This window comes from Oceanobacillus sp. FSL K6-0127, assembly GCF_037983385.1.
Classification (GTDB): domain Bacteria; phylum Bacillota; class Bacilli; order Bacillales; family Amphibacillaceae; genus Oceanobacillus; species Oceanobacillus profundus.
The window spans coordinates 2,951,161-2,973,923 of sequence record NZ_CP150287.1 but is presented as its reverse complement, the minus strand read 5'-3'; the positions used below and the strand labels follow the sequence as shown (position 1 = coordinate 2,973,923).

Annotated in this window: 24 protein-coding genes; 20 read left to right on the top strand and 4 right to left on the bottom strand. The window is 36.6% G+C overall.

Annotated elements, in window-relative coordinates; all coding sequences use genetic code 11:
• Window positions 1-25: 25 nt before the first annotated feature.
• From hfq to glnA, 6 genes are all read left to right on the top strand, one after another.
• A complete protein-coding gene (hfq, locus tag MHH64_RS14775; protein ID WP_095308785.1) occupies window positions 26-250 on the top strand; it encodes an RNA chaperone Hfq in 225 nt (74 codons plus the stop codon).
• Between the two features lie 304 nt (window positions 251-554).
• Window positions 555-1,460, top strand: coding sequence for a stage V sporulation protein K (spoVK, locus tag MHH64_RS14770; protein ID WP_095308846.1), 906 nt, complete (start codon window positions 555-557; stop codon window positions 1,458-1,460).
• A 55-nt stretch (window positions 1,461-1,515) separates the two neighbouring features.
• Entirely contained in the window at window positions 1,516-2,748 is a 1,233-nt protein-coding gene (gene hflX / locus MHH64_RS14765) for a GTPase HflX (RefSeq protein WP_303449774.1), read from the top strand.
• A gap of 69 nt (window positions 2,749-2,817) precedes the next feature.
• Window positions 2,818-4,074 (top strand): methionine gamma-lyase family protein, encoded by a 1,257-nt coding sequence (locus MHH64_RS14760; RefSeq protein ID WP_340001973.1) that lies wholly within the window; start codon window positions 2,818-2,820, stop codon window positions 4,072-4,074.
• Window positions 4,075-4,204: 130 nt separating this feature from the next.
• Window positions 4,205-4,567: a MerR family transcriptional regulator gene (locus tag MHH64_RS14755; RefSeq protein ID WP_118889011.1), complete on the top strand. Its 363-nt coding sequence runs from the start codon at window positions 4,205-4,207 to the stop codon at window positions 4,565-4,567.
• A gap of 224 nt (window positions 4,568-4,791) precedes the next feature.
• Window positions 4,792-6,129 carry a type I glutamate--ammonia ligase gene (gene glnA / locus MHH64_RS14750; RefSeq protein ID WP_118888897.1) on the top strand — a complete coding sequence of 446 codons (1,338 nt, stop codon included), beginning with the start codon at window positions 4,792-4,794 and terminating at the stop codon, window positions 6,127-6,129.
• A 290-nt stretch (window positions 6,130-6,419) separates the two neighbouring features.
• On the opposite strand, the gene lexA is transcribed toward glnA, so the two are convergent.
• Complete coding sequence (gene lexA / locus MHH64_RS14745; RefSeq protein ID WP_095308795.1) at window positions 6,420-7,043, bottom strand: transcriptional repressor LexA; 624 nt, start codon at window positions 7,041-7,043, stop codon at window positions 6,420-6,422.
• A gap of 278 nt (window positions 7,044-7,321) precedes the next feature.
• Between lexA and MHH64_RS14740 the strand changes: the two genes are divergently transcribed.
• The 4 genes from MHH64_RS14740 (at window position 7,322) to sirA (ending at window position 11,308) form a co-directional block, all read left to right on the top strand.
• Window positions 7,322-7,960 (top strand): recombinase family protein, encoded by a 639-nt coding sequence (locus MHH64_RS14740; protein ID WP_095308797.1) that lies wholly within the window; start codon window positions 7,322-7,324, stop codon window positions 7,958-7,960.
• A 177-nt stretch (window positions 7,961-8,137) separates the two neighbouring features.
• Window positions 8,138-8,371: a DUF896 domain-containing protein gene (locus tag MHH64_RS14735; protein WP_095308800.1), complete on the top strand. Its 234-nt coding sequence runs from the start codon at window positions 8,138-8,140 to the stop codon at window positions 8,369-8,371.
• Window positions 8,372-8,599: 228 nt separating this feature from the next.
• Window positions 8,600-10,603, top strand: coding sequence for a transketolase (gene tkt / locus MHH64_RS14730; RefSeq protein ID WP_118890414.1), 2,004 nt, complete (start codon window positions 8,600-8,602; stop codon window positions 10,601-10,603).
• 246 nt (window positions 10,604-10,849) lie between these two features.
• Window positions 10,850-11,308, top strand: coding sequence for a sporulation inhibitor of replication protein SirA (gene sirA / locus MHH64_RS14725; RefSeq protein WP_118890415.1), 459 nt, complete (start codon window positions 10,850-10,852; stop codon window positions 11,306-11,308).
• Window positions 11,309-11,556: 248 nt separating this feature from the next.
• Here the strand turns inward: sirA and MHH64_RS14720 are convergent, their stop codons facing one another.
• The gene (locus MHH64_RS14720; protein WP_095308806.1) at window positions 11,557-11,781 is read right to left on the bottom strand and encodes a hypothetical protein; all 225 of its coding nucleotides are present in this window, start codon (window positions 11,779-11,781) and stop codon (window positions 11,557-11,559) included.
• Between the two features lie 102 nt (window positions 11,782-11,883).
• Window positions 11,884-12,027 carry a hypothetical protein gene (locus MHH64_RS14715; protein ID WP_158586315.1) on the bottom strand — a complete coding sequence of 48 codons (144 nt, stop codon included), beginning with the start codon at window positions 12,025-12,027 and terminating at the stop codon, window positions 11,884-11,886.
• A 724-nt stretch (window positions 12,028-12,751) separates the two neighbouring features.
• On the opposite strand from MHH64_RS14715, the gene MHH64_RS14710 reads away from it, so the two are divergent.
• The 3 genes from MHH64_RS14710 (at window position 12,752) to MHH64_RS14700 (ending at window position 14,701) form a co-directional block, all read left to right on the top strand.
• Complete coding sequence (locus tag MHH64_RS14710) at window positions 12,752-12,973, top strand: YneF family protein (RefSeq protein WP_095308808.1); 222 nt, start codon at window positions 12,752-12,754, stop codon at window positions 12,971-12,973.
• A gap of 383 nt (window positions 12,974-13,356) precedes the next feature.
• Window positions 13,357-14,061, top strand: coding sequence for a cytochrome c biogenesis protein CcdA (locus tag MHH64_RS14705; protein ID WP_095308810.1), 705 nt, complete (start codon window positions 13,357-13,359; stop codon window positions 14,059-14,061).
• Window positions 14,062-14,227: 166 nt separating this feature from the next.
• Window positions 14,228-14,701 carry a cytochrome c biogenesis protein CcdC gene (locus tag MHH64_RS14700; protein WP_340001972.1) on the top strand — a complete coding sequence of 158 codons (474 nt, stop codon included), beginning with the start codon at window positions 14,228-14,230 and terminating at the stop codon, window positions 14,699-14,701.
• Window positions 14,702-15,143: 442 nt separating this feature from the next.
• Here the strand turns inward: MHH64_RS14700 and MHH64_RS14695 are convergent, their stop codons facing one another.
• Entirely contained in the window at window positions 15,144-15,602 is a 459-nt protein-coding gene (locus MHH64_RS14695) for a DUF2621 family protein (protein ID WP_095308814.1), read from the bottom strand.
• Window positions 15,603-15,838: 236 nt separating this feature from the next.
• On the opposite strand from MHH64_RS14695, the gene MHH64_RS14690 reads away from it, so the two are divergent.
• The 7 genes from MHH64_RS14690 to MHH64_RS14660 all read left to right on the top strand — a co-directional run bounded on the left by MHH64_RS14690 (window position 15,839) and on the right by MHH64_RS14660 (window position 22,722).
• Window positions 15,839-16,948 (top strand): ATP-binding protein, encoded by a 1,110-nt coding sequence (locus MHH64_RS14690; protein ID WP_340001971.1) that lies wholly within the window; start codon window positions 15,839-15,841, stop codon window positions 16,946-16,948.
• A 248-nt stretch (window positions 16,949-17,196) separates the two neighbouring features.
• Complete coding sequence (acnA, locus tag MHH64_RS14685) at window positions 17,197-19,908, top strand: aconitate hydratase AcnA (RefSeq protein ID WP_340001970.1); 2,712 nt, start codon at window positions 17,197-17,199, stop codon at window positions 19,906-19,908.
• A gap of 630 nt (window positions 19,909-20,538) precedes the next feature.
• A complete protein-coding gene (locus tag MHH64_RS14680) occupies window positions 20,539-21,150 on the top strand; it encodes a TlpA disulfide reductase family protein (RefSeq protein WP_340001969.1) in 612 nt (203 codons plus the stop codon).
• Between the two features lie 67 nt (window positions 21,151-21,217).
• Window positions 21,218-21,370 carry an FbpB family small basic protein gene (locus MHH64_RS14675; protein ID WP_336623568.1) on the top strand — a complete coding sequence of 51 codons (153 nt, stop codon included), beginning with the start codon at window positions 21,218-21,220 and terminating at the stop codon, window positions 21,368-21,370.
• 101 nt (window positions 21,371-21,471) lie between these two features.
• The gene (gene tlp / locus MHH64_RS14670) at window positions 21,472-21,696 is read left to right on the top strand and encodes a small acid-soluble spore protein Tlp (protein WP_095308822.1); all 225 of its coding nucleotides are present in this window, start codon (window positions 21,472-21,474) and stop codon (window positions 21,694-21,696) included.
• Between the two features lie 301 nt (window positions 21,697-21,997).
• Window positions 21,998-22,423, top strand: coding sequence for a thioesterase family protein (locus MHH64_RS14665; RefSeq protein ID WP_095308824.1), 426 nt, complete (start codon window positions 21,998-22,000; stop codon window positions 22,421-22,423).
• On the top strand, window positions 22,423-22,722 hold the full coding sequence (locus MHH64_RS14660; RefSeq protein ID WP_095308826.1) for a hypothetical protein: 300 nt from the start codon (window positions 22,423-22,425) through the stop codon (window positions 22,720-22,722). Before MHH64_RS14665 ends, MHH64_RS14660 begins: the two co-directional genes overlap by 1 nt.
• Window positions 22,723-22,763: the final 41 nt, after the last annotated feature.

Below are 22,763 nucleotides of genomic sequence, written 5' to 3'. Positions count from 1 at the left end.
CAGATAGAAAAGAGGAGGAAGTTTGATGGCGCAATCAGTCAATATTCAGGATCAATACTTAAACCAATTGAGAAAGAATCATATTTCAGTTACTGTGATTTTAACAAATGGCTTTCAATTGAGGGGTATTGTTAAAGCATTTGACAATTTTACAGTTTTAGTAGAAACGGATGGTAAACAGCAGCTTATTTTTAAACATGCTATCTCAACCTTTGCTCCAGTTAAAAATGTAACTTTGGATAAAGAATAGCTATTGTAACGGACGCTAATTGAAGCGTCCGTTTTCCTGCTTTTAGAGGTGGAAATATTTAGAGACACACCTCATGTAATCAATTGATGGGGTTGTACTGGTACATAAATGATATAAATGGCGACATATTAAGAAGCGTAACTGTTTGATTGGATTGCGATTAAAATGACTTTAGTGGTTACATGACTTCATTTTTTATAAAATCATGTTGCATTTGAAATACCATATGCTGGGCTATTGTCACGCATATCTTCCTGTTTGCGTATAATGGGATGGAATAAGGGGTGATTTCACAGTGACACAGATGCAAGGATATAAAAATGGAAAGATTAATATAATTTTACAGGAACGAAAAGATACTATACCAAACGCAAAACCACTATCAATCGAAAACAGTCCGTTCAACAAGGTTGATGCTGCTTTTTCTTCATTTGTTGGGATGAATAATTTGAAGCAGACGATAAAGGAAATTTATGCAACAATCTTAATGAATGAAAAACGGAAAGAAATGGGATTAAAAAGCTCGAAGCAAGTATTGCACATGCTTTTTAAAGGTAACCCTGGCACAGGAAAAACGACGGTAGCTAGAAAACTGGCTAAAATGTATTATGATATGAATATTCTTTCCAAAGGGCATTTTATAGAGGCTGAAAGAGCTGATCTTGTAGGGGAATATATTGGTCAAACAGCGCAAAAAACGCGAGCAATTATTCAGAAAGCGATGGGTGGCATACTATTTATTGATGAAGCTTACTCCTTAGCGCGTGGTGGAGAAAAGGATTTCGGTAAAGAAGCGATTGACACCTTAGTAAAGCATATGGAGGATAATCATGATGACTTTGTCCTTATTTTGGCTGGCTATCCGTATGAGATGGACCGCTTTTTAACATTTAATCCTGGTTTGGAGTCCAGATTTCCTTTTATCCTTGAGTTTGCAAACTATGAGGTAAATCAATTGATGGAGATCGCGAAGCAGATGGCATCGCTTCGGGAATATAACCTAACAAAAGAAGCAGAAAGGGAGCTGCGAAATCATCTATATAAAAAGCTCTATGAGAAAAACAGAAATTTTTCCAATGCAAGGTATGTACGAAATGTGATTGAGCGTGCAATTCGATTACATGCAGTGCGTGTTTTAGAGCAAGCGACTTATACAACGAAAGATTTGATTCAACTTACTGGAAATGACCTACAATTAGACCCTGATTAACGTTCTTTGTTATGATGGAAATACAAAAGCAAGACATAAAAGAAAGAGGTTACAAATGTCTAAAGAAAAAATACTAATTATCGCAGTAAAACAAAAGACACAAAGTGATGAACTTTTTTCTTCCTCATTAGAAGAATTGATCTCATTAAGCAAAACTGCAGGTGGAACGGTAGAAAAGGTTATGACTCAAAATAGAAATCGTATCCACCCTGCTACATATATTGGTGAGGGAAAAGTGCACGAAATGATTGCGTTTATGGAAGAAGTGGAAATCGATCTCGTCCTGTCGAATGATGAGCTTTCGGCAGGACAATTAAGAAACTTGACAGACCTTCTTGGAGTAAGGATTATTGATCGCAGTCAGCTTATCCTTGATATATTTGCAATGCGTGCGAGAACGAAGGAAGGGAAACTGCAGGTTGAGCTCGCTCAGCTAGAATATATGCTGCCGAGGTTACATGGTCAAGGAGTGGCAATGTCAAGACTTGGGGGCGGAATCGGGACAAGAGGTCCAGGGGAAACAAAACTGGAAACGGACCGAAGACATATAAATAAGCGTATCGATGATATTAAGAGCAGATTAAAGCAAGTTGTTAACCAAAGAACACAGTACCGTAAAAGAAGAAAAAATAATGCTACTTTCCAAATAGCGATTGTAGGCTATACCAACGCAGGAAAATCAACATTATTTAACCGATTAACGATGAGTGACTCACTTGAGGAAGATCTCTTATTTGCAACATTAGATCCATTAACGAGAAAGGTTCGTTTGCCTTCAGGGTTTGAACTGCTTATGACAGATACAGTTGGATTCCTTCAGGAGCTTCCAACAGCATTAATTGCTTCCTTCAGGTCAACATTAGAAGAAGTCGTTGAGTCAGATTTTTTATTACATGTAGTAGACGCGTCCCATCCGGACCAAGTGCAGCAGCAGGATACTGTAAATCGTTTGCTTGAAGAGCTTGAGGCAAATCATTTACCGATGCTGACACTGTATAATAAAAGAGATATGGTGGAAGGGGACTTTATACCAGAGAATCATCCATACCTGTTAGTAAGTGCATACGATAAAAAGGACAATGAGTTGGTTTTGCAAAAGGTGGAAGACATGCTTAAAGAACAGTGGCAACCTTATTCGGTTGAATTAAATCCCGATCAAGGCAATTTAATCAATAAACTTACGAAAGAGACAATTATTACTTATAAACAGTTTGATGAAGATAAAAATAAATATTTGATTGAAGGGTCTATAAGAAAAGACCATGCATTGAATCATTTCTTATTATAGAAAATGAATTAAATGTAGTCGACATTTCTTTTTACAAATGAACAGCTAGAAGAGGAGAAACAAAAACAGATGATAGAAAATTGGATAACACAAGCAGAAGAAAATTGCGGAGAGCGATTTAAAGAAATTAATACGATTGTAGAAATGAATCAAAAGAAAGTACTCGATGCTTTTATAAAAAATCGGATTAGCGATAGTCATTTTAATTCGACGACTGGTTATGGATATGATGATTTAGGGCGAGAGGGGATAGAAGCTGTTTATGCGGATGTCTTTGGCGGAGAAGATGCACTCGTTCGTCCGCAAATCGTCTCCGGGACACATGCGATTTCCACAGCTTTATTCGGGTTGTTGCGACCGAATGATGAATTAATCTATATAACTGGAAAACCTTATGATACGTTGGAAGAAGTAATCGGTAAACGAGGAAATAATGCGGGCTCCTTAATTGATTTTCATATTAATTATAATGAAGTTTCACTGACGGCGGATGGTTCAATTGATTATAGAAAGGTAAAACATGCAATCAATGAGAAAACAAAGGTTATTGGTATCCAGCGTTCGAAAGGATATGATGAAAGACCATCTTTTACAATTGACCAAATTGGTGAAATGGTTCGTTTTGTAAAGGAAATCAATCAAGACATTATTGTTTTTGTTGATAATTGCTATGGTGAATTTGTGGAAGATAAGGAACCACTTCAGGTTGGGGCAGACATTATGGCTGGTTCTTTAATTAAAAATCCAGGTGGTGGAATTGTACGAGCTGGTGGATATATTGTTGGGAGAGCGGATTTAATACACCAATGCGGGAATCGTTTAACAGCTCCAGGACTTGGTAAAGAGACCGGTGCTACGATGGACATGCTTCAAGAAATGTATCAAGGGTTCTTCCTTGCACCACATATTGTTGGGGAAGCGTTAAAGGGAGCAGTGTTAACCGCGCGTTTTCTGGAGTTGGTCGGGTTTCAAACATCACCAGGTTATAAGGAGAAACGAACAGACTTAATTCAATCGGTAACCTTTAAAGAAGCGGATCAAATGATAGCTTTTTGTCAGGCCATCCAGCAATATTCTCCAGTAAATTCCTTTGTTACACCGTACCCTAGCGAAATGCCGGGATATGAGGATGAGGTCATTATGGCCGCTGGTACATTTATTCAAGGTGCAAGCATTGAACTATCAGCAGATGGCCCAATAAGAGAGCCCTTTACAGCATTTGTTCAAGGAGGATTAACCTATTCTCATGTGAAAATCGCTTTAAAAGAATCCGTAAAAGTATTATTGGATAAAGGTTTTTTACCGGTTAAAAAGGGAATAGAATGACTATAAAGAGTTTCTATGAAAAACGATGTTAGAATTCCTGACATATAATTGACAGGATACCTTACATAATTTATAATGTTGTTATAAAAGCTTAGGGGGTTATCTTTTGAATGATCAAGATCGTCGTTCGATGCCCTTGTTCTCAATTGGTATAGTTATGAAACTAACTGAACTAACAGCGAGACAAATCAGATATTATGAAGAAAATGAATTAATCACACCGGAACGAACCTCTGGCAATCAACGTTTGTTTTCCTTCAATGATGTTGACAAACTTTTAGAAATTAAGGACCTTTTAGATAAAGGCTTGAATCTAGCCGGGATAAAGCTTTTGCTTAAGGGGGAAGTAATCGTTGAGGAGAAGGTTGAGCAGAAATCGGATATATCTGATAAAGAACTTCGAAAAATTTTAAAACATGAGTTAAGTGAAGCTGGTAGACTGGGAAGAACAAGCTTGCGACAAGGCGAACTTTCAAGATTTTTTCGCAGTTAGGTAAGCTTAAAATTTCCTAACTGTACAGTTGTTCTCAAGAGGCTTGCACAAGTGTTGGGTTTTCTTAGAATTTGATGAATTAGTTTCTAAGAATAGCCTTTACGAATACCAAGCATCTAATAAAAAAGGTGTTAAGTATGTGAGGGAAGCAATGATATTTAACGACGTTTTTCAGGAGCTTCCCGCAGCATATTTATAATATATTTTTAGGAGGAGAAGCAAGTATGGGAGAGAGATTTACAAAGGAATCAATCAAGAAGCAAATTAAAGAGGAAAACGTTAAGTTTATCCGTTTGCAATTTACGGATATGCTTGGAACTATCAAAAACGTCGAAATCCCGCTAAGTCAACTAGATAAAGCTTTGGATAATAAAATGATGTTTGATGGTTCATCGATTGAAGGCTTTGTTCGTATTGAAGAATCGGATATGCAATTACATCCAGACTTGGATACGTTTGTAGTGTTCCCATGGACTTCAGAAAAAGGAAAGGTAGCTCGTTTTATTTGTGATATTTATAATCCTGATGGAACACCGTTTTCTGGATGTCCGAGATACAACTTGAAGCGTAACCTAAAGAAAATGGAAGAGTTAGGATTCACTGCATTTAATATTGGGACTGAACCTGAATTCTTTTTGTTCAAACTGGATGAAAATGGTGAGCCAACACTTGAATTAAATGATCATGGTGGATATTTTGACTTAGCACCAACAGATTTAGGGGAAAATTGCCGTCGGGATATCGTTTTGGAGTTGGAAGAAATGGGCTTTGAGATTGAAGCTTCTCACCATGAGGTAGCTCCAGGGCAACATGAAATTGACTTTAAATACTCTGATGCGATCAAGCATGCAGATGATATTCAAACTTTTAAATTAGTTGTTAAAACAATTGCAAGAAAGCATAATCTGCATGCAACTTTTATGCCAAAACCATTATTCGGAGTAAATGGCTCTGGAATGCATGTGAATATGTCATTGTTTTCCGGTAAAGAGAATGCCTTTTTTGATAAAAGTGGTGATATGGAATTAAGTAAAACTGCATTTCAATTCCTTGCTGGAATATTAGAACATGCAACGCATTTTACAGCTGTTACAAATCCAACAGTAAATTCCTATAAGCGATTAGTTCCTGGATACGAAGCACCTTGTTATGTTGCTTGGTCTGGATCAAACCGTAGTCCATTAATTCGAATTCCAACATCTAGAGGGTTAAGCACTCGTATTGAGGTTCGCAGTGTAGATCCAGCCGCAAACCCATATCTGGCACTTTCTGTATTGTTAGCTGCTGGCTTAGATGGAGTGGAAAATAAAATGGAGCCGCCAGTTTCGATTGATCGTAACATCTATGTAATGGATAAAGCGGAACGCGAAGCAAATGGTATTAAAGATTTACCTGCTACGTTAATGGATGCACTAACTGAGCTTAAGAAAGATGAAGTACTTGTTGAAGCACTAGGTGAGCATTTATTTGAACACTTTATTGAAGCGAAGGAAATTGAATGGGATATGTTCAGAACAACTGTTCACCCATGGGAGAGAGAGCAGTATCTAACAAATTATTAAGCGTGTTTATTTGGTGAGTGCGGTTAAATATTTAGTGAAGTTCAATGCTTGATATTTGGCATGTACCCACGAAATAATCACCAAATTATCGGAGTGATGTATTGTAACTCCTTTTAATAAACTTCATATAACGATTAGTTCCGAATACCGTTCATACATAAGTGTGAACGGTATTTATATTGTTTATAAAACGTCTTGAAGGATAACGAATAGAAAAAAGCCCAACACTTTTTGTGATAGGGCTATTGAATACGTATATATTGGAATATTATTCCGGCCGTGCCGATAGATTAATGAATATTCCGGTACAATCCGATTACTTTTCCTAAAATCGTGACATTTTGATAAATTAACGGCTCCATCGTCGCGTTTTCTGGTTGTAGGCGAATATGCCCTTTTTCTTTAAAAAATCGCTTTACTGTTGCTTCATTATCATCGGTCATTGCCACAACAATATCACTATTATCTGCAGTGTTTTGTTGCTTAACAATAACCATATCTCCATCAAGAATTCCGGCCTCTATCATACTTTCTCCATCAATTTCCAGAATAAATAAATTATCATCAGGACTTGCGGTTGTACTAGGAAGCGGAATAAATTCCTCGATGTTCTCAACGGCAGTAATTGGAATACCTGCAGTAACCTTACCGATCACTGGAGCATAGCGAACTTCTTCTTTAGGTATATGACTATCTTCTGATAGATCCATAATTTCGATTGCTCTTGGTTTTGTAGGATCCCGGCGAATATATCCTTTCGATTCAATTCTCTCAAGATGCCCATGAACGGTAGAACTAGAAGCAAGACCAACAGCGGCTGCTATTTCACGTACAGACGGTGGATATCCTTTTTTTCTAACTTCATCTTTTATAAACTCAAGAATCATTTGTTGTCTTTTTGAAAGTTTTGTCATCTCTTTTTCACCTCTCACATAGGATTTATTAATGATAGTTTACCATTTTACGTATACTTAAGCAAACATTCGTTCTAAAAAAAGTTGACAAGACCATATGTTCGGTAGTATACTTTTGTTAATCGAACAGTCGTTCTTAAAAAGGGGGCTATAATCATGTTTGAAAAAATTTCAAAAACGGATGCTTTTTATTTAGTAGCTTTTGCGTTAACATTAGGGTTCTTATACTTTTCTATCATTATTAGTGGGTAAAATATTTTACGAAGGGGCACGACGTTTTGAATGCACTGATATACTGCCGTGTTAGTACAGATAAAAAAACGCAAGAAACTTCATTAGCTCGGCAGAAGCAAGAATTATTCAATCTTGCAGCAAAATATAATTTTACGGTTATTGATTGTATTGAGGAGCAAGAGAGTGGCTATCAAATTGAACGAGAAGGTATCTTTCAAATGCTCGATTATTTTTCTGCAAACAAAGCTAATTGTTTATTGATTCAGGATGAGACAAGACTAGGTAGGGGGAATACGAAAATTGCCCTATTTCATCAGTTGAATAAAATGCAGATTCCTATCTACACAGTGATGCAAGATGGAGAGTTGGAATTAACTGAATCAGATTCGATGGTTTTGCAGATTGTAGGAATTGTTGAGGAATACCAACGGAAAATTCACAACATGAAAATAAAACGTGGGGTGAAAAAGGCTATTCGAGAAGGTTATAATCCAAGTAAAAACCTCTCCAATATTAACCACGCACCAGGAAGAGATCGTATTTCATTTCCGATTGAGGAAGTTGTCCGCCTGCGTCAAAACAACCTTACCTTTGATGAAATTACAAAAACATTAAATGGATTGGGGTATAATGTTTCGAAGGCAACTGTTCATCGGAGGTATAAAGAATTTCGAAATACTTGAATATCGCTAGCGTGTAGAGTACGATGTAAAGACAGGAATTAGATTATTATTCTTGTCTTTTATTTTGCAAATAGGAAGGAATGCATACTACTTTGCAGTTTGGGTAAGACATTCGCCTGAAATCTTGACGAATGCCAAGTTTTCTAATGTTATTTTAAATAGTGGGAGGTCCGTTCTATGCTATCAAAAGAAAAACTAGAACGTATTAATATATTGGCGAAGAAAGCTAAAGAAGAAGGTTTATCCGATAAGGAAAAAAAAGAACAAAAGCAATTAAGAGAAGAATATTTGAATAATGTACGGAGTTCTTTTAAAAACCAATTTAAAACAATGACAGTAATTGACCCTGCTGGAAATGATGTTACACCACAAAAAGTTCGAGATTTACAAAAAAGGAATAAAATGCATTAATCATAATGCTTGCTTGCATAAAGGACAGTTAGATCTACTATATAAGTGGTCAGCTGTTCTTTGTTTGTGTTATCTCCAATAGTTTTAATTTACGAAAGATTTCATTGTTAGCTTCTATTTTGTTTGGACAGCAAACAAAATAGAAGGAATTACTTGTTACAAAACCGGTTTCATTATAGAATGAAGAAGAATACTCCATTAATTTAGAAACGAGAGGTGCAAGAAACTATGTCACATGAGATTGAACAGTTATCAGTAAATACGATTCGTACATTGTCGATTGATGCGATCGAACATGCAAATTCAGGTCACCCGGGTTTACCAATGGGAGCTGCGCCAATGGCATATACGCTTTGGACGGACTTTATGAATCATAATCCAAAGAATTCAAAATGGTTTAACCGAGATAGGTTCGTACTTTCTGCTGGACATGGATCCATGCTTTTATACAGCTTGCTTCATTTATCTGGTTATAATCTTACAATTGATGATTTGAAAAATTTCCGTCAATGGGACTCTAAAACACCTGGTCATCCTGAAGTGAATCATACAGATGGTGTAGAAGCGACAACTGGACCACTTGGCCAAGGGATTGCAATGTCTGTTGGTATGGCAATGGCTGAAGCACATTTAGCTGCTAAGTTTAATAAAGAAGATTTATCCGTTGTTGACCATTATACGTATGCACTTGTTAGTGATGGCGATTTAATGGAAGGTATTTCACACGAAGCAGCATCGCTTGCTGGACATTTAGGTTTAGGTAAATTAATTGCGTTATATGATTCAAATGATATTTCACTTGATGGTGACCTAAACCGTTCCTTCTCTGAAAATACAGAGCAGCGTTTTAAAGCGTATGGATGGCAAGTAATTCGTGTAGAAGATGGAAACGATTTAAATGCAATTCGTAGTGCGATTAAAGAGGCACAAAGCAATACAACACAGCCAACATTAATCGAGGTAAAAACGATTATCGGCTATGGCTCACCGAATAAATCTGCTTCTGCATCTTCACATGGTGCGCCTTTAGGTACAGATGAAGTAGTATTAACAAAAGAATATTATAAATGGACACATGATGATTTCCATGTTCCGGATGAAGTATATGCAGATTTTAATGAAAAAATTGTACAAGATGGTGCAGAAAAAGAATCACAATGGAATGAATTGTTTACTGCGTATAAAGAGAAATATCCAGAAGCAGCCGGCGAGCTTGAGCTTGCAATAAACGGAGAACTTCCTGCTGGATGGGAAAAAGAACTTCCAGTATTTCAGCCAGGAGAAGATACATTGGCAACAAGAGCATCCTCTGGGAAAGTTTTGAATGCAATTGCAAAATCAGTACCTAATTTCTTCGGTGGGAGTGCTGACTTAGCAGGATCGAATAAAACAACAATGAATGATGATGAAGATTTCACTCGAGAAAATTATGCGGGAAGAAATATTTGGTTTGGTGTTCGTGAACATGCAATGGGCGCTGCGTTGAATGGTATGGCGTTACACGGTGGTTTAAATGTGTATGCAGGTACATTCTTCGTTTTCAGTGATTATCTACGTCCAGCCGTCCGTTTATCTTCTATTATGAATACGCCGGTTACGTACGTATTTACACATGATTCAATTGCTGTTGGTGAAGATGGACCAACGCATGAACCTGTAGAGCATCTAGCTGCGTTGCGTGCAATTCCGGGATTATCATTGATTCGTCCTGCTGATGCTAATGAAACACAAGCAGCATGGAGACTAGCAGTAGAATCAAAAGATCAACCAACTGCACTTGTGTTAACAAGACAAGACTTGCCAACACTGGAAGGTACGAAAGAAAACGCCTACGAAGGTGTTAAGAAAGGTGCTTACGTAATTAGTAAGTCTAAGAAAGAAACTCCTGATGCACTGTTACTTGCAACAGGATCTGAAGTTCAATTAGCGGTAGCTGCACAGAAAGAATTACTAGAAAAAGATATTGATGTAAGCGTCGTAAGTATGCCTTCATGGGATCGTTTCCAAGAGCAAGACGCGGCATACCGTAATGAAGTATTGCCACCACATGTGAAAGCACGTGTCGGTATTGAAATGGCTTCATCATTCGGCTGGGACCGTTATGTTGGCAATGAGGGAGCAATCATCGGAATTGATCGATTCGGAGCTTCTGCAAAAGGAGAAAAAGTAATCACTGAGTATGGCTTTACAGTTGAAAATGTTATCAAGCATGTTAAGGACGTTTTAAAATAAAGCTTAAAATAAAGATGGTTCCATTTTGGAGCCATCTTTATTTTTATGCAAAATTGGATTGTTCGAAGAAAGCCTTTATAGTAAAATTTTGTTCATAAAAAAGGTGAAATAACAGAAAAAATATACTTTACCGCTTTGTTTTGCCAATTCGACAAAATTAGTTGGTATTTGCATGGTAATATGACATTCTTTTCTGCACAGCTTCTCTATAATAGATAATAGAGTTAAAAGGGGAGGAGAGTAGAGATGATGGAGTATGCTATTTATTGGATCAAAGAGGATGTCGCAAGATCTTATTTTCATAAAAGTGATATACTACACCGATTTCTTAAAGAATATGAGGCTAATCCAACTAGAAAAGATTTGAGAGACCAATACATATATATTACTCATCATATTTCTTTACAGGCCATTGCAGCACAGTTAAATAGTCAAGCTCTTAACCAGATGTCAATTCAAACAGATGGTCACATGCTGTACTTAACTAAAAATGATATTATGATTCGCCTTCATGCAGAAAATGGGCGTTTGCATTTTCAGTGCAACGAATTACAAGATGCTGCGATGCTGTTATTTCCTATGTTACGCAATTGCTATCCCTTTGTATTTGTCCAAGGAAAAAAAGCCCCCAATTATGGTTGGGTTTCTCCAATCACACAGAAAAACAGTGTTAGAATGAGGCAAATATTGTATTCTCACCGTTAATTTAATATACTTTTAAAAAGCTTTGTGCTGTAGTGTTTAGGGGCTAACCTAAATCAATTAGCCCCAGCTAGTCTATTAATGAATGTACTGACTGCTTTATCTTCTTGCTCTTTAGTAGAATGAGAATAAATATCATATCAATAGTGTTTCTCAAACGAACAGCTATGGTTCTAGGTGGAACACCATTGTCAATTAATATCACTGCGTGTGGGGACCTTTTAATTGACAACACTTTATAAGCCATATCATCAAATTAAAATATCTCTTTGAATCTTATATTTTTGATTTACTTTGCTTACTAGTTCTTTCTCAATCAATTTGTCAAGTCCTTTCTGAACTTGCCAATAAACAACTTCATTGCATGTCATTTCTTCTATTGATGCTGAATTAGGAAATGCACGAATGAGATAAATAAGTATGCTTACTTCAATCAGATTTAAATAATACTCTTTTGCTATTTTAAGGTAATCCATTAGGGTGTCTCCCTTATCTATGTAATTATATGGTTATTTCTATCAGGTTAAAGGAGGGCATGGAAATGTAGATGTTTATGTACTCCTATTTACCTTAGTTGCTTATTTAAATAGTTTTTTAATCATTTTGTTAGCAGATTCACTCTTTATCCTCTTGGTTATTTCTTGTTTTAGTTTGTCTTTCTTTTGTGTATCCATATCCTTCCATGCCTTAGCACCTTTTTTAGCAATAGATTTAAAGTCCATTTTATTCTCACCTCAATAGCATTATATCAGTAAATTGTGGCAAAATAATAGAATGATTGTTAAAGAATAATCTCTTACATTTTCCAACTTCTATCATTCCGTTTATAAGGAACAGCTTTATCTCCAATTAAATAGCGCTCCATAACCTTCCTCGTTATATCCTTTAATTGCACCGACGTATACCCAACGGTTTCATTTTTATAATTTAGTCGAGGTAGAGAACACTCGCGACTGCAGTTGAGGCAGGGCTTCAGTTATGTTGATCAACCGACATCTATTGCAATTAAATTGGGTTAATTACTTTTATATCTGTATTTTTCCCAACACATGTGTGCTAAGATAATGTATCTACTCGAAGGATTTAAAGATGAAGAACTGAATATACAATATGATGAGAAAGGTATTAACAAAGACATAATCAGGAAGGAAAAGAAATGTTTCTAAAAACTAACGAAGCATACGAAGCTGAAATTGTATGTAGATTATTAAGAGAGAGATTCAAATCCTTTTTCTTAATAACATCTACCCACGCATATTTTATAGTATTAAACAGATTCGTTTAGAAGCATTGATATGTATCTAAAGAAAAACTTGAATTAAGTGAAAAACGTTGAGTGACCAGGTTTTCGATAAATTTGTTACAATCTTTTCGTAATCGATTGTATTCTCATCGTTAATTTAATATACTGTATTAGAGACAACACGAAGGAGGAAGAAACTAGAGATGAGCACAATTTGGGTCGTACTAATTGCTATAGCAGCGTTAATTGCTGGTGTTGCTCTTGGATTTTTTATTGCAAGAAAATATATGATGAGCTATTTGAAAAAGAATCCACCTATTAATGAGCAGATGCTTCGGACATTAATGATGCAAATGGGTCAAAAACCGTCGCAAAAGAAAATTAATCAAATGATGCGTGCAATGAATAATCAAGGTGAAAAGTAAAAGCACTCGTATCAAGGGTTTGACAGTAGTTAGTTAACCCTTTTACATAGGAAAAACTTTATTTGGTTAAATTGTCACAGCACTTTAGAAATAATTAGGTTAATTTTTCTCAAAAACCACTTACCTGTTGAAAAATGAAGCAGAAGGAGTGGTTTTTTTATGTTCTTGATCATTTTATAGCCCGCTAAGTATGTGTGGTGATATGTCATGCTAATAGAAAATGTTTTAAACGAGTATGAATAATATTGCTGATATAATTTTGTAGAGATATTTTCCTGTAATCGTACGTGTTAATCAAAGTGTACGCTATTTGTCAAAATCAATTGCTTTCCTTTATAACATTTTCTGTTAGAATAGAAAATGGAAATGATAGGGGGATTGTAATGTCAGAAATAAATATTTTCCTCGCATTTGGAGCGGGTTTTCTATCTTTTATTTCACCATGTGTGTTACCGCTTTATCCAGTTTTCTTATCTTATATTACTGGTATGAGTGTTAGTGAAATAAATGATGAAAATAAAAAACTCAATAAGAAAGCACTTATACATACGTTTTGTTTTTTGATTGGATTTTCAAGTATATTTATCATGATTGGATTTTCTACCACATTTATTGCAGAGTTTCTTACGTTATACCAAGATCTTATTAGACAAATTGGTGCAATTGTAATTATATTTTTTGGTCTTGTACTTGTAGGAATATTAAACTTTGAATTTCTTATGAAAGATAGAAAAATCCATTTTAAAAATCGTCCAGCAGGATTTTTTGGATCTATTATTATTGGAATGGCTTTCTCGCTTGGTTGGACACCATGTGTTGGTCCGATTTTGCTCATCGTTTTGTCGTTAGCGGCAACGAATCCAGAAGTGGGTATGGTTATGATGATCAGTTACATTCTAGGATTCTCTATTCCATTTATATTGCTATCCCTGTTTATTGGGAAATTAAAGTGGATTAAGAAGCACAGCAGCCGACTCGTTACTATTGGTGGTTGGGTTATGGTATTAATGGGAATTGCACTCTTTTTTGATTGGATGACTAAACTGACAGGATTTTTAGCGGGATGGTTTGGTTTTTCCGGATTTTAATGGATTTTTACAGTCGCATATATTACTATAGTATTGAAAAACAAAAAAATGAAGTTCGTTTAATAGCCGTTGTGAATTGGCTTCTTTACAGGTGGGTTATTAAACTGTGAACTAAAGTGAATCAATGAATCTGGAATAGATTCATTTTTATGAAAGAGTGATTGACATGTTTTGGTTGGTTGCGAGTACAATTGTAGCAGCAGGTATGGCTATCGGAATGATATTTGTACGGTTAAATGCAGCGAAGAAGCCAGCTTCCGTAAAGAAAATTATCTTGCCGCCATTATTTATGAGTACTGGTGCATTGATGTTTATTTTCCCAGTATTCCATATTGCTTGGATTCAAGTATTGGAAGCGTTCTTTGTTGGTATGATTTTTTCCATACTACTTATAAAATCTTCAAAATTCGAAGTTCGGGATCAAGATATTTTTCTTGTACCTTCTCGGGCATTTCCATTTATCTTATTTGGACTTTTAATTGTAAGGATCGTTATTAAATTAATTCTCGGAAATACGATTTCTTTTGGAGAAACAAGCGGAATGTTCTTTATTCTTGCATTTGGTATGATCGTAACATGGAGAGTATCGATGCTCTATCAATTCTTGCAACTTAAGAAAAGTGCGCTACCCAATGGGTAAGCGCATTTTTTTTAGGAAGCTATGAAATTTGAATCCCGTGGATAACTTAGATACCGGAGAAACTGCTTCCACGAAGAGCTAAAACCGTAGCAAGACTTTCTTCGCCTCATGATAATCTAAAGAATACTTGCCGAATGGCTGTCTAAGACATGTGGTTTAGTCGCATTTCTATCCTTGTTGTGAAATCGAGCCAGGCATCGACACTAGGCGAAGATTGGCTTACCAAAAACAGGTTAAAACCTAATGTCGGGAACCCCTGGAAGGGACATGTTTCCGATGAACTTGGCTTTTCGCCCATAATGGTGAAAAGCCAAGTTCATCTTATACTCCAGAGTGATTCTGCTACGTAAGAATGTTCAGGAAGTCGAACCATTCCAATGAACGGAAAGGGCAGACCGTAAATCGCTAGTCGACATGAATCTATTCGATGAGGAAAGATCATTTACTTATATTTTTCTTTCCAGTCTGTTGCGTAATTATCTTGAGACGCTTCGAAAAGATGATGGTATGGAGTGATATCGATTTCTTTTTGATTTAATTTTTTAATTAGAAATTTATGATCGCGTTTTGGTGTCGCAATAATATATCCTTCGATTAAAGTAGATTGTGTAATCGAATCTTGCTCTTTTTTTAAAGAGATTTCCCCAATTTTACTTGCAATTTTGTGTCTTGCCACATCTCTAAAAAGCTCAGGAACGGGCGATACTAATTCTTCAAGTAGTTGCTTTTCTTCATCTTTCCACATATGACGTGTTTTTTCCATATAGTATTCTTCCCAGTCCATGATTGATTTTCCGTCATCCTTTGGCAAACGTTTTAAGAACTTACGGAACATGAAAAATCCACCTATTCCCATCAAACTAATTAAGAAGAACCCCCATAATACGATAATTATTGACATGCTATTCACCTAACTTTTTAATGTACGAAACGCAATAGTTATGAATATTAGCTACAATTGTAATAATTAATTTATTTTTTGTTATACTTGTAGTAAAATTACATTGATTAATCATTCAAGTGGTATCTATTTCTTTCTATTATAATGGGAGTAAAAAAGATAAACAAGTGTCATACTCTATAAGTTATCATCATAATTATATTATAAGATGTGATTTACTAGAAAGGGGAGCAGTTATGGGAGTTAATAATAATAATGGCGAGGATATATCAGCTTTTTTTAGTAGAACAAATAATACCAATAGAGTTACTGCATTACCCCTATCCGTACAAAATTGGATTGAAGAAAATAGTAGTGATGCCTTTTTAATTGTCGATGGAAACGGGAAAATTGTTTATGCCACAAAAGCAGTCGAGACCACACTGAGCTACAAGATGGAAGATCTCCTGGGAACACACTGGGATGAAAAATTTACTGATAACGATGTGTTTTATATTCGAGAACAAATAAAAACTCAGAAAAATAGTAGGAAGAATTTCGTTCTGAACGTTCTTAATAACGATAGAAACCATGTTTTATTAGATTGTATTGTTGAAGAATGGACAGATGGCGGTACGAAACCTATGCATTACCTCGTTTACTTAAAGGATATTACGCATAAAAAAGAAACGGAAGAAATGATGGTTCGCTCCGAAAAAATGACAGTTGCGGGTCAGTTAGCTGCAGGGATAGCTCATGAAATTCGAAATCCATTAACTTCTCTAAAAGGCTTTCTACAGTTGTTGCAGGCAGGGGTTGATCGTAAAGAGGAATATTTCACAATCATGATTGATGAAATTGAAAAAATCGAAACGATTACTTCAGAACTTTTATACATATCGAAGCCCTTAACAGATAATAAGAAACTTGAACCTGTTATAAACATGCTAGAAGACATTGTCACATTATTAAGACCGCAAGCATCGTTAAACAATGTTGAAATCTTAATTGAACGACCAGTAGATGCGGAAATTATCTGTGATCGCTCCCAAATTAAACAGGTTCTAATTAACTTAGTGAAGAATGCAATAGAGGCAATGGAAGAGCCAGGGAAGATTATACTTTCAACGCAACAGGGAAATGGTAAGATTATTATTTCCGTCCAAGATGAGGGCCGTGGTATTTCAACTGATATTCTTCATAAGCTTGGAGAGCCGTTTTTTACGACGAAGCAAAGCGGTACAGGGTTGGGATTGCTAATCACAAAGCAAATTCTTGAAGCTCACCATGCAAATTTGGAAATAAAACAAAATCCGACGAAAGGCAGTACGTTCCAGCTTGTATTCACGGATTCAAATGAGGAATGAATTTTAATTGATAACTTGCAATGAAAACTTCAGGTGCATCGTATAAGGTTTAGTTATCGGTTTACATAAATTATTGATATAGCCTTAATTAGAACAATTATTTGTTTTATCTGGTAGATTCCTATATTATAAGTATGTAAGGCCTATTTTAATAATAATTTGATGCGTTTTTTGAAACGAAAGAATTTTGTCATACCTTTGTCTAATTAAAGGTGGGAACAAAAGTAGTGAATGAAAGGGGTAACAAAATGGCGAATCAAAATGTATTTAATGCTAAAAAGCAATTTGAATCGAAAGGTAAGAAGTATAACTATTATCGCCTAAAAAGCTTGGAGGAATCTGGGATCGGTAAAGTGGGGCGTTTGCCGTTTTCCATCCGTGTACTACTAGAATCTTTATTGCGTCAGCATGATGGACATCAAATCAAAGATGAACATGTTGAAGCCCTTGCAAACTGGGGAACGAAGGATGGAGAAGGTGTAGATGTTCCTTTTAAACCATCCCGAGTTATTTTACAAGATTTTACAGGTGTTCCTGCAGTTGTTGATCTTGCTTCCCTTCGAAAAGCAATGGTTGACCTTGGTGGGGAACCAGATAAAATCAATCCTGAGGTTCCGGTTGATTTAGTTATTGACCACTCTGTACAGGTTGATGAATATGGAACAGTAAATGCGCTACAAGCAAACATGGATTTAGAATTCAAACGTAACGCAGAACGCTATGAATTTTTGAACTGGGCACAAAAGGCATTTCATAACTATCGTGCTGTTCCACCTGCAACAGGTATCGTTCACCAAGTTAACTTAGAGTATCTTGCCAATGTAGTTCATGGTGTAAAAAATGATGCTGGTGAATACGATGCGTATCCAGATACACTTGTCGGAACAGACTCCCATACAACGATGATTAATGGTTTAGGTGTTCTTGGTTGGGGTGTTGGTGGTATCGAAGCAGAAGCTGGAATGCTTGGGCAGCCATCTTATTTTCCAGCACCAGAAGTAATTGGTGTTAAATTTACGGGAAGCTTCCCAAATGGAACTACTGCTACTGACTTAGCGCTTAAAGTAACACAGGTTCTGCGTGAGCAAAATGTAGTAGGGAAATTTGTAGAATATTTTGGCCCGGGATTACAAGATATGCCACTTGCTGATCGAGCTACCATCTCTAATATGGCACCAGAATACGGAGCGACTTGTGGCTTCTTCCCAGTAGATGATGAAGCGTTAAATTATCTTCGTTTAACAGGACGTAGTGAAGAGCAAATAAGTTTAGTAGAAACATATTGTAAGGAAAACAATCTTTGGTATACTTCAGATCAAGCAGATCCAGAATATACAAAAGTGATTGAGATTAACCTTTCCGAATTAGAACCGAATCTATCCGGGCCGAAACGTCCACAGGATTTGATCTCTCTATCCAATATGAAAAAGGAATTCAATAAAGCAATTACTGCTCCTGAAGGGAACCAAGGATTTGGACTTGATAAATCTGAATTCGATAAAGAAGTTATAGTACAACATCCAAATGGTGCTACTTCTACAATGAAAACTGGAGCTCTTACAATCGCTGCAATTACATCTTGTACGAATACTTCCAACCCGTATGTAATGCTAGGGGCTGGACTAGTAGCGAAAAAAGCTGTAGAAAAAGGGCTGAAAGTGCCGGAATATGTAAAAACATCATTGGCTCCAGGATCAAAAGTTGTTACACGCTATTTGGAAGATGCAGGCTTACAAACGTATCTTGATCAATTAGGCTTTAACCTTGTTGGTTATGGTTGTACGACTTGTATTGGAAATTCAGGACCTTTACTTGAAGAAATTGAAAAAGCGATTGTAGATAGTGATCTCATTGCTTCTTCTGTATTATCAGGTAACCGTAACTTTGAAGGGCGTATTCATCCGTTAGTAAAAGCAAACTATTTAGCTTCTCCGCCATTAGTAGTTGCTTATGCCTTAGCTGGAACAGTAGATATTGATCTAACAACAGAGGCTTTAGGTGAAGATAAAGACGGAAACGCTGTTTATATGAATGATATTTGGCCAACAATGCAGGAAATAAAAGATGAAGTACAAAGCGTTGTTACTCCTGAGATATTCCGTAAAGAGTATGAAGACGTATTTTCTTCTAATGAAAAATGGAATGAAATTCAAACAACAGATGAGCCGTTATTTGAGTGGGATAGTGAATCAACATATATTCAAAATCCACCATTCTTTGAAGGTTTAGCAAAGGATGCTGGAACGGTTGATCCGCTAACAGGCTTACGTGCGATTGGATTGTTCGGTGATTCTGTGACAACTGACCATATTTCACCAGCTGGAGCAATTGCTAAAGACATGCCTGCAGGTAAGTTCTTACAAGAGAAAGGTGTATCACCAAGAAACTTTAACTCCTATGGTTCCCGTCGTGGAAACCATGAAATTATGATGCGCGGTACATTTGCGAATATCCGTATTCGTAACTTACTAGCTCCAGGTACAGAAGGCGGTTATACAACTTACTGGCCAACAGGCGAAGTAATGCCAATCTATGATGCTGCAATGAAGTATCAGCAAGATGGTACAGGACTTGTTGTTATGGGTGGTAAGGATTATGGTATGGGATCTTCTCGTGACTGGGCAGCTAAAGGTACGAACTTGCTAGGAATTAAGACAGTTATCGCCGAGAGCTTTGAACGTATTCACCGCTCAAACCTTGTAATGATGGGTGTGCTTCCATTACAGTTTGAAAAAGGAGAAAGTGCAGCGAAACTTGGCTTAACTGGTAAAGAAACATTCAACGTAGTAGTTGATGAAAGTGTTCGCCCGCATGACCTAGTGAAAGTTACTGCAACAGATGAAACTGGTAAACTAACAGAATTTAATGCTATCGCACGTTTCGATAGTGATGTTGAAATTGACTACTATCGTCATGGCGGTATTTTACAAATGGTATTACGTGATAAAGTAAAAGCATAACTTATACAAAATCATTACTATCAAAAAATTGCTCTGCTAACTATGGCAGAGCAATTTTTTATTGCAAATATGATATAAACTTCGAACTAATGCGCATTGAGAGATTGTACGAATCCCCGCTCCGGAAACACACTACGCTTTTTTCGGATGACCCGACGTTCTTTAGCGTCTCACTCTGGCCACGTACCCCGCAGAAGTCTACGTGTGTTTCCTCCGCTAGAATTGGCTCATCAGCTAATTCTAACATAATTTACCGAAGCAAAATTATTGCTTAAACCAGTTTGAGTGAGCGTTTGGCGGTGACTCCTCAAAAATACAAAGCAATTTTATTCGTGCGATGTAAAAGCTGACGAAGCATTCCTTGTCCTGCGGGAACAGCACGTGTCTGAAACCCGTAGGAAGTTGGTTTCTTCCATAGAGACTGAAGCCGTCCCTAAGATGCCCGGACGGCGATTATTGCACATACTTGAAGAAAACAGCTGGGAAGTTACTCCGCATTTTCTTTCAAATGTTTTTCATTCATGAATTTTTTAAGAACAATAATCCAATTACCTTTACAAAACATCAATATATACATACGATTGAAGAGAGTGTCTTGTTTAACTATTGGCCTGATAGAGGAGGATCAACTTGTTTAAGAAAATTTTTGGATTAACGATGCTGTTAGTATTAATTGGTATCGTTATTGGTAATTTTATTGATCATAGAAATGAAAACAAAACGAACGAAACTGAGGATTCAGATACGTATCTATATGATGTTACTGGTGATACAAATGTTAAGGGAGGGGCGATTGCTCCTGCTGAAAGTGTAGGGATTGAACAAGGTAAGCTTGCACCGGACTTTGAACTGGATACATTAGATGGAGAGCAATTCAAGTTATCGGACTTGCAAGGGAAAAAAGTGATATTGAATTTTTGGGCGACATGGTGTCCACCATGTCGAGAAGAAATGCCTGGAATGCAGCAATACTATGAAGAGAATCAAGATGAAGTCGTTGTGGTTGCTGTTAATCTAACAGATAAAGATACAAGTGAGCAAGCCGTTCGAAATTTTATTGATGAGTATGGTTTTACCTACCCAATACCATTAGATCGTGATGGAGATATTGCAAAAGAGTATGGTGTTATTGTTGTTCCTACAACTTATTTTATTGGAACTGATGGAATTGTACAACAGCCACGGGTAGCTGGACCTTTGGAGTATGACTATATGACAGAGATGGTTAATGCTTTAAATTAATTCAATTAATTATAAAATTTTGTAGAAATGGTAATACTTCTTAGTAGTACGTATATAAAAGGGGTGGATTACCATTTCTCTTAAAAAGAAGCTACGTTTTGATGAACTTGTTGCAGAAAATCGAAGACAGATTTTAGAAGACAGAAAACTTATGGAGCAAATTGAAAATAATTTGGACATGAGGATGCATCAGACTGTAAAGAAAGTAAATGAAAACTGAAAAGATGCTACTTCCTATCGTGAAAGGAAGTAGCATTTTTTTGTATAGTATTATATTTTATTGAAAGAATAAGCCTGTGTAATTGAGAAAGGAGAATCAGCATGACAGACAAGCATAATCAACAAGCTAAACCTGATGATCGCAGTGACAATGCAGAAAAAATCCAAAATATGGTGCAAAATACGATTGAAAATTTAGAAGCAGCACATGAAACAATGCAGTTCAGTTCTGGTGAAGAAAAAGAACAAATCATTGCAAAGAATCAGCGAAGAGAAGAAGCAATAGAAGGTTTCCGTGAAGAGATAAAGGATGAATCCAATCAATAACGGAATGAAACAGTCTCAAACTATTTGTGTTTGAGGCTGTTTCGCTTTTAAATCACTATAAGAGGTTGACCAAAAATTCCGGGAAAAATATACACATCCTGTGTAACACTGGTAGTCAAAACTATGCCGCTTCGAACTTCGACGCATAGGACGTGCTAGTGTCGGCATCGCAAAAGGACATTGCAAACTTATCCGACCACGGTTCTTTTATTCTCCTTTTTGAGCACGCTTTACAAATCACTTTTTCTCATTTTTATGATACGATTAAGCAAGTGAGAAAATTAAGGGGAAGTGAAATGGAATGAAGAAAGTACGAACACCGTTGGAAGTAAGGTATCAAGAGACAGACCAAATGGGAGTTGTCTACCATGCGAATTATTTAGTGTGGTTTGAAATAGGGAGAACCAAATATATTGAAGCACTTGGACTTAGTTATGCTGCGATGGAAAAAGATAATGCTGTAGCTCCAGTACTCGATGCGCAAATTACGTTTAAGAAGCCCATTCGTTATGGTGAGGATGCCTATGTGGAAACATGGTTGGAGGATTATGATGGGCTGCGAACGGTATATGGTTATTACATTCTGGATTCTGCCGGTGATATTGCTGTAAGTGGATTTACAAAGCATGCGGTTGTGAAGAAGGATACATTTCGGCCGATGTCGTTAAGAAGGGCTTTTCCAGAATGGCATCTTGCGTATTCAGAGCAAATTAAGGGTGAACAATAATGGCATTTGGAATTAAAAGAAGTGAATTACTTGCTTGGAAGGATAATGTGGCAAATGGGGAAGTAGCTTTTCTGACACATTATTGGATAGATGAACGTTTTCCTGGCTGCAATACGGTAACAAAAGTGGGATGCAGTGACTTGGGAAAATTGGCAGCCTGGGGCAGAGCCTATGGACTTCGAGAAGAATGGGTTCATCAGGATGAGACATACCCACATTTTGATTTGTTTGGTGAGCGCCAGCTTGAAATACTGGAAAAAGAAAATCAATGGGAACAAATAGAACGTTTTAAATTGTAAGCATTTAAAGAAACCAGCATATTTTTAGTGAATAAAAAGAC

Bases quoted from the DNA above. Each gene is read 5' to 3' on its own strand.
- MHH64_RS14715 (WP_158586315.1), bottom strand. From the start codon at position 12,027: ATGGACTTTAAATCTATTGCTAAAAAAGGTGCTAAGGCATGGAAGGAT.
- MHH64_RS14710 (WP_095308808.1), top strand. From the start codon at position 12,752: ATGAGCACAATTTGGGTCGTACTAATTGCTATAGCAGCGTTAATTGCT.
- glnA (WP_118888897.1), top strand. From the start codon at position 4,792: ATGGGAGAGAGATTTACAAAGGAATCAATCAAGAAGCAAATTAAAGAG.
- MHH64_RS14665 (WP_095308824.1), top strand. From the start codon at position 21,998: ATGAAGAAAGTACGAACACCGTTGGAAGTAAGGTATCAAGAGACAGAC.
- MHH64_RS14700 (WP_340001972.1), top strand. From the start codon at position 14,228: ATGTTTTGGTTGGTTGCGAGTACAATTGTAGCAGCAGGTATGGCTATC.
- sirA (WP_118890415.1), top strand. From the start codon at position 10,850: ATGATGGAGTATGCTATTTATTGGATCAAAGAGGATGTCGCAAGATCT.
- spoVK (WP_095308846.1), top strand. From the start codon at position 555: ATGCAAGGATATAAAAATGGAAAGATTAATATAATTTTACAGGAACGA.
- hflX (WP_303449774.1), top strand. From the start codon at position 1,516: ATGTCTAAAGAAAAAATACTAATTATCGCAGTAAAACAAAAGACACAA.
- acnA (WP_340001970.1), top strand. From the start codon at position 17,197: ATGGCGAATCAAAATGTATTTAATGCTAAAAAGCAATTTGAATCGAAA.
- tkt (WP_118890414.1), top strand. From the start codon at position 8,600: ATGTCACATGAGATTGAACAGTTATCAGTAAATACGATTCGTACATTG.
- MHH64_RS14690 (WP_340001971.1), top strand. From the start codon at position 15,839: ATGGGAGTTAATAATAATAATGGCGAGGATATATCAGCTTTTTTTAGT.
- MHH64_RS14755 (WP_118889011.1), top strand. From the start codon at position 4,205: ATGCCCTTGTTCTCAATTGGTATAGTTATGAAACTAACTGAACTAACA.
- MHH64_RS14660 (WP_095308826.1), top strand. From the start codon at position 22,423: ATGGCATTTGGAATTAAAAGAAGTGAATTACTTGCTTGGAAGGATAAT.
- MHH64_RS14720 (WP_095308806.1), bottom strand. From the start codon at position 11,781: ATGGATTACCTTAAAATAGCAAAAGAGTATTATTTAAATCTGATTGAA.
- lexA (WP_095308795.1), bottom strand. From the start codon at position 7,043: ATGACAAAACTTTCAAAAAGACAACAAATGATTCTTGAGTTTATAAAA.
- MHH64_RS14705 (WP_095308810.1), top strand. From the start codon at position 13,357: ATGTCAGAAATAAATATTTTCCTCGCATTTGGAGCGGGTTTTCTATCT.
- tlp (WP_095308822.1), top strand. From the start codon at position 21,472: ATGACAGACAAGCATAATCAACAAGCTAAACCTGATGATCGCAGTGAC.
- MHH64_RS14760 (WP_340001973.1), top strand. From the start codon at position 2,818: ATGATAGAAAATTGGATAACACAAGCAGAAGAAAATTGCGGAGAGCGA.
- MHH64_RS14735 (WP_095308800.1), top strand. From the start codon at position 8,138: ATGCTATCAAAAGAAAAACTAGAACGTATTAATATATTGGCGAAGAAA.
- MHH64_RS14695 (WP_095308814.1), bottom strand. From the start codon at position 15,602: ATGTCAATAATTATCGTATTATGGGGGTTCTTCTTAATTAGTTTGATG.
- hfq (WP_095308785.1), top strand. From the start codon at position 26: ATGGCGCAATCAGTCAATATTCAGGATCAATACTTAAACCAATTGAGA.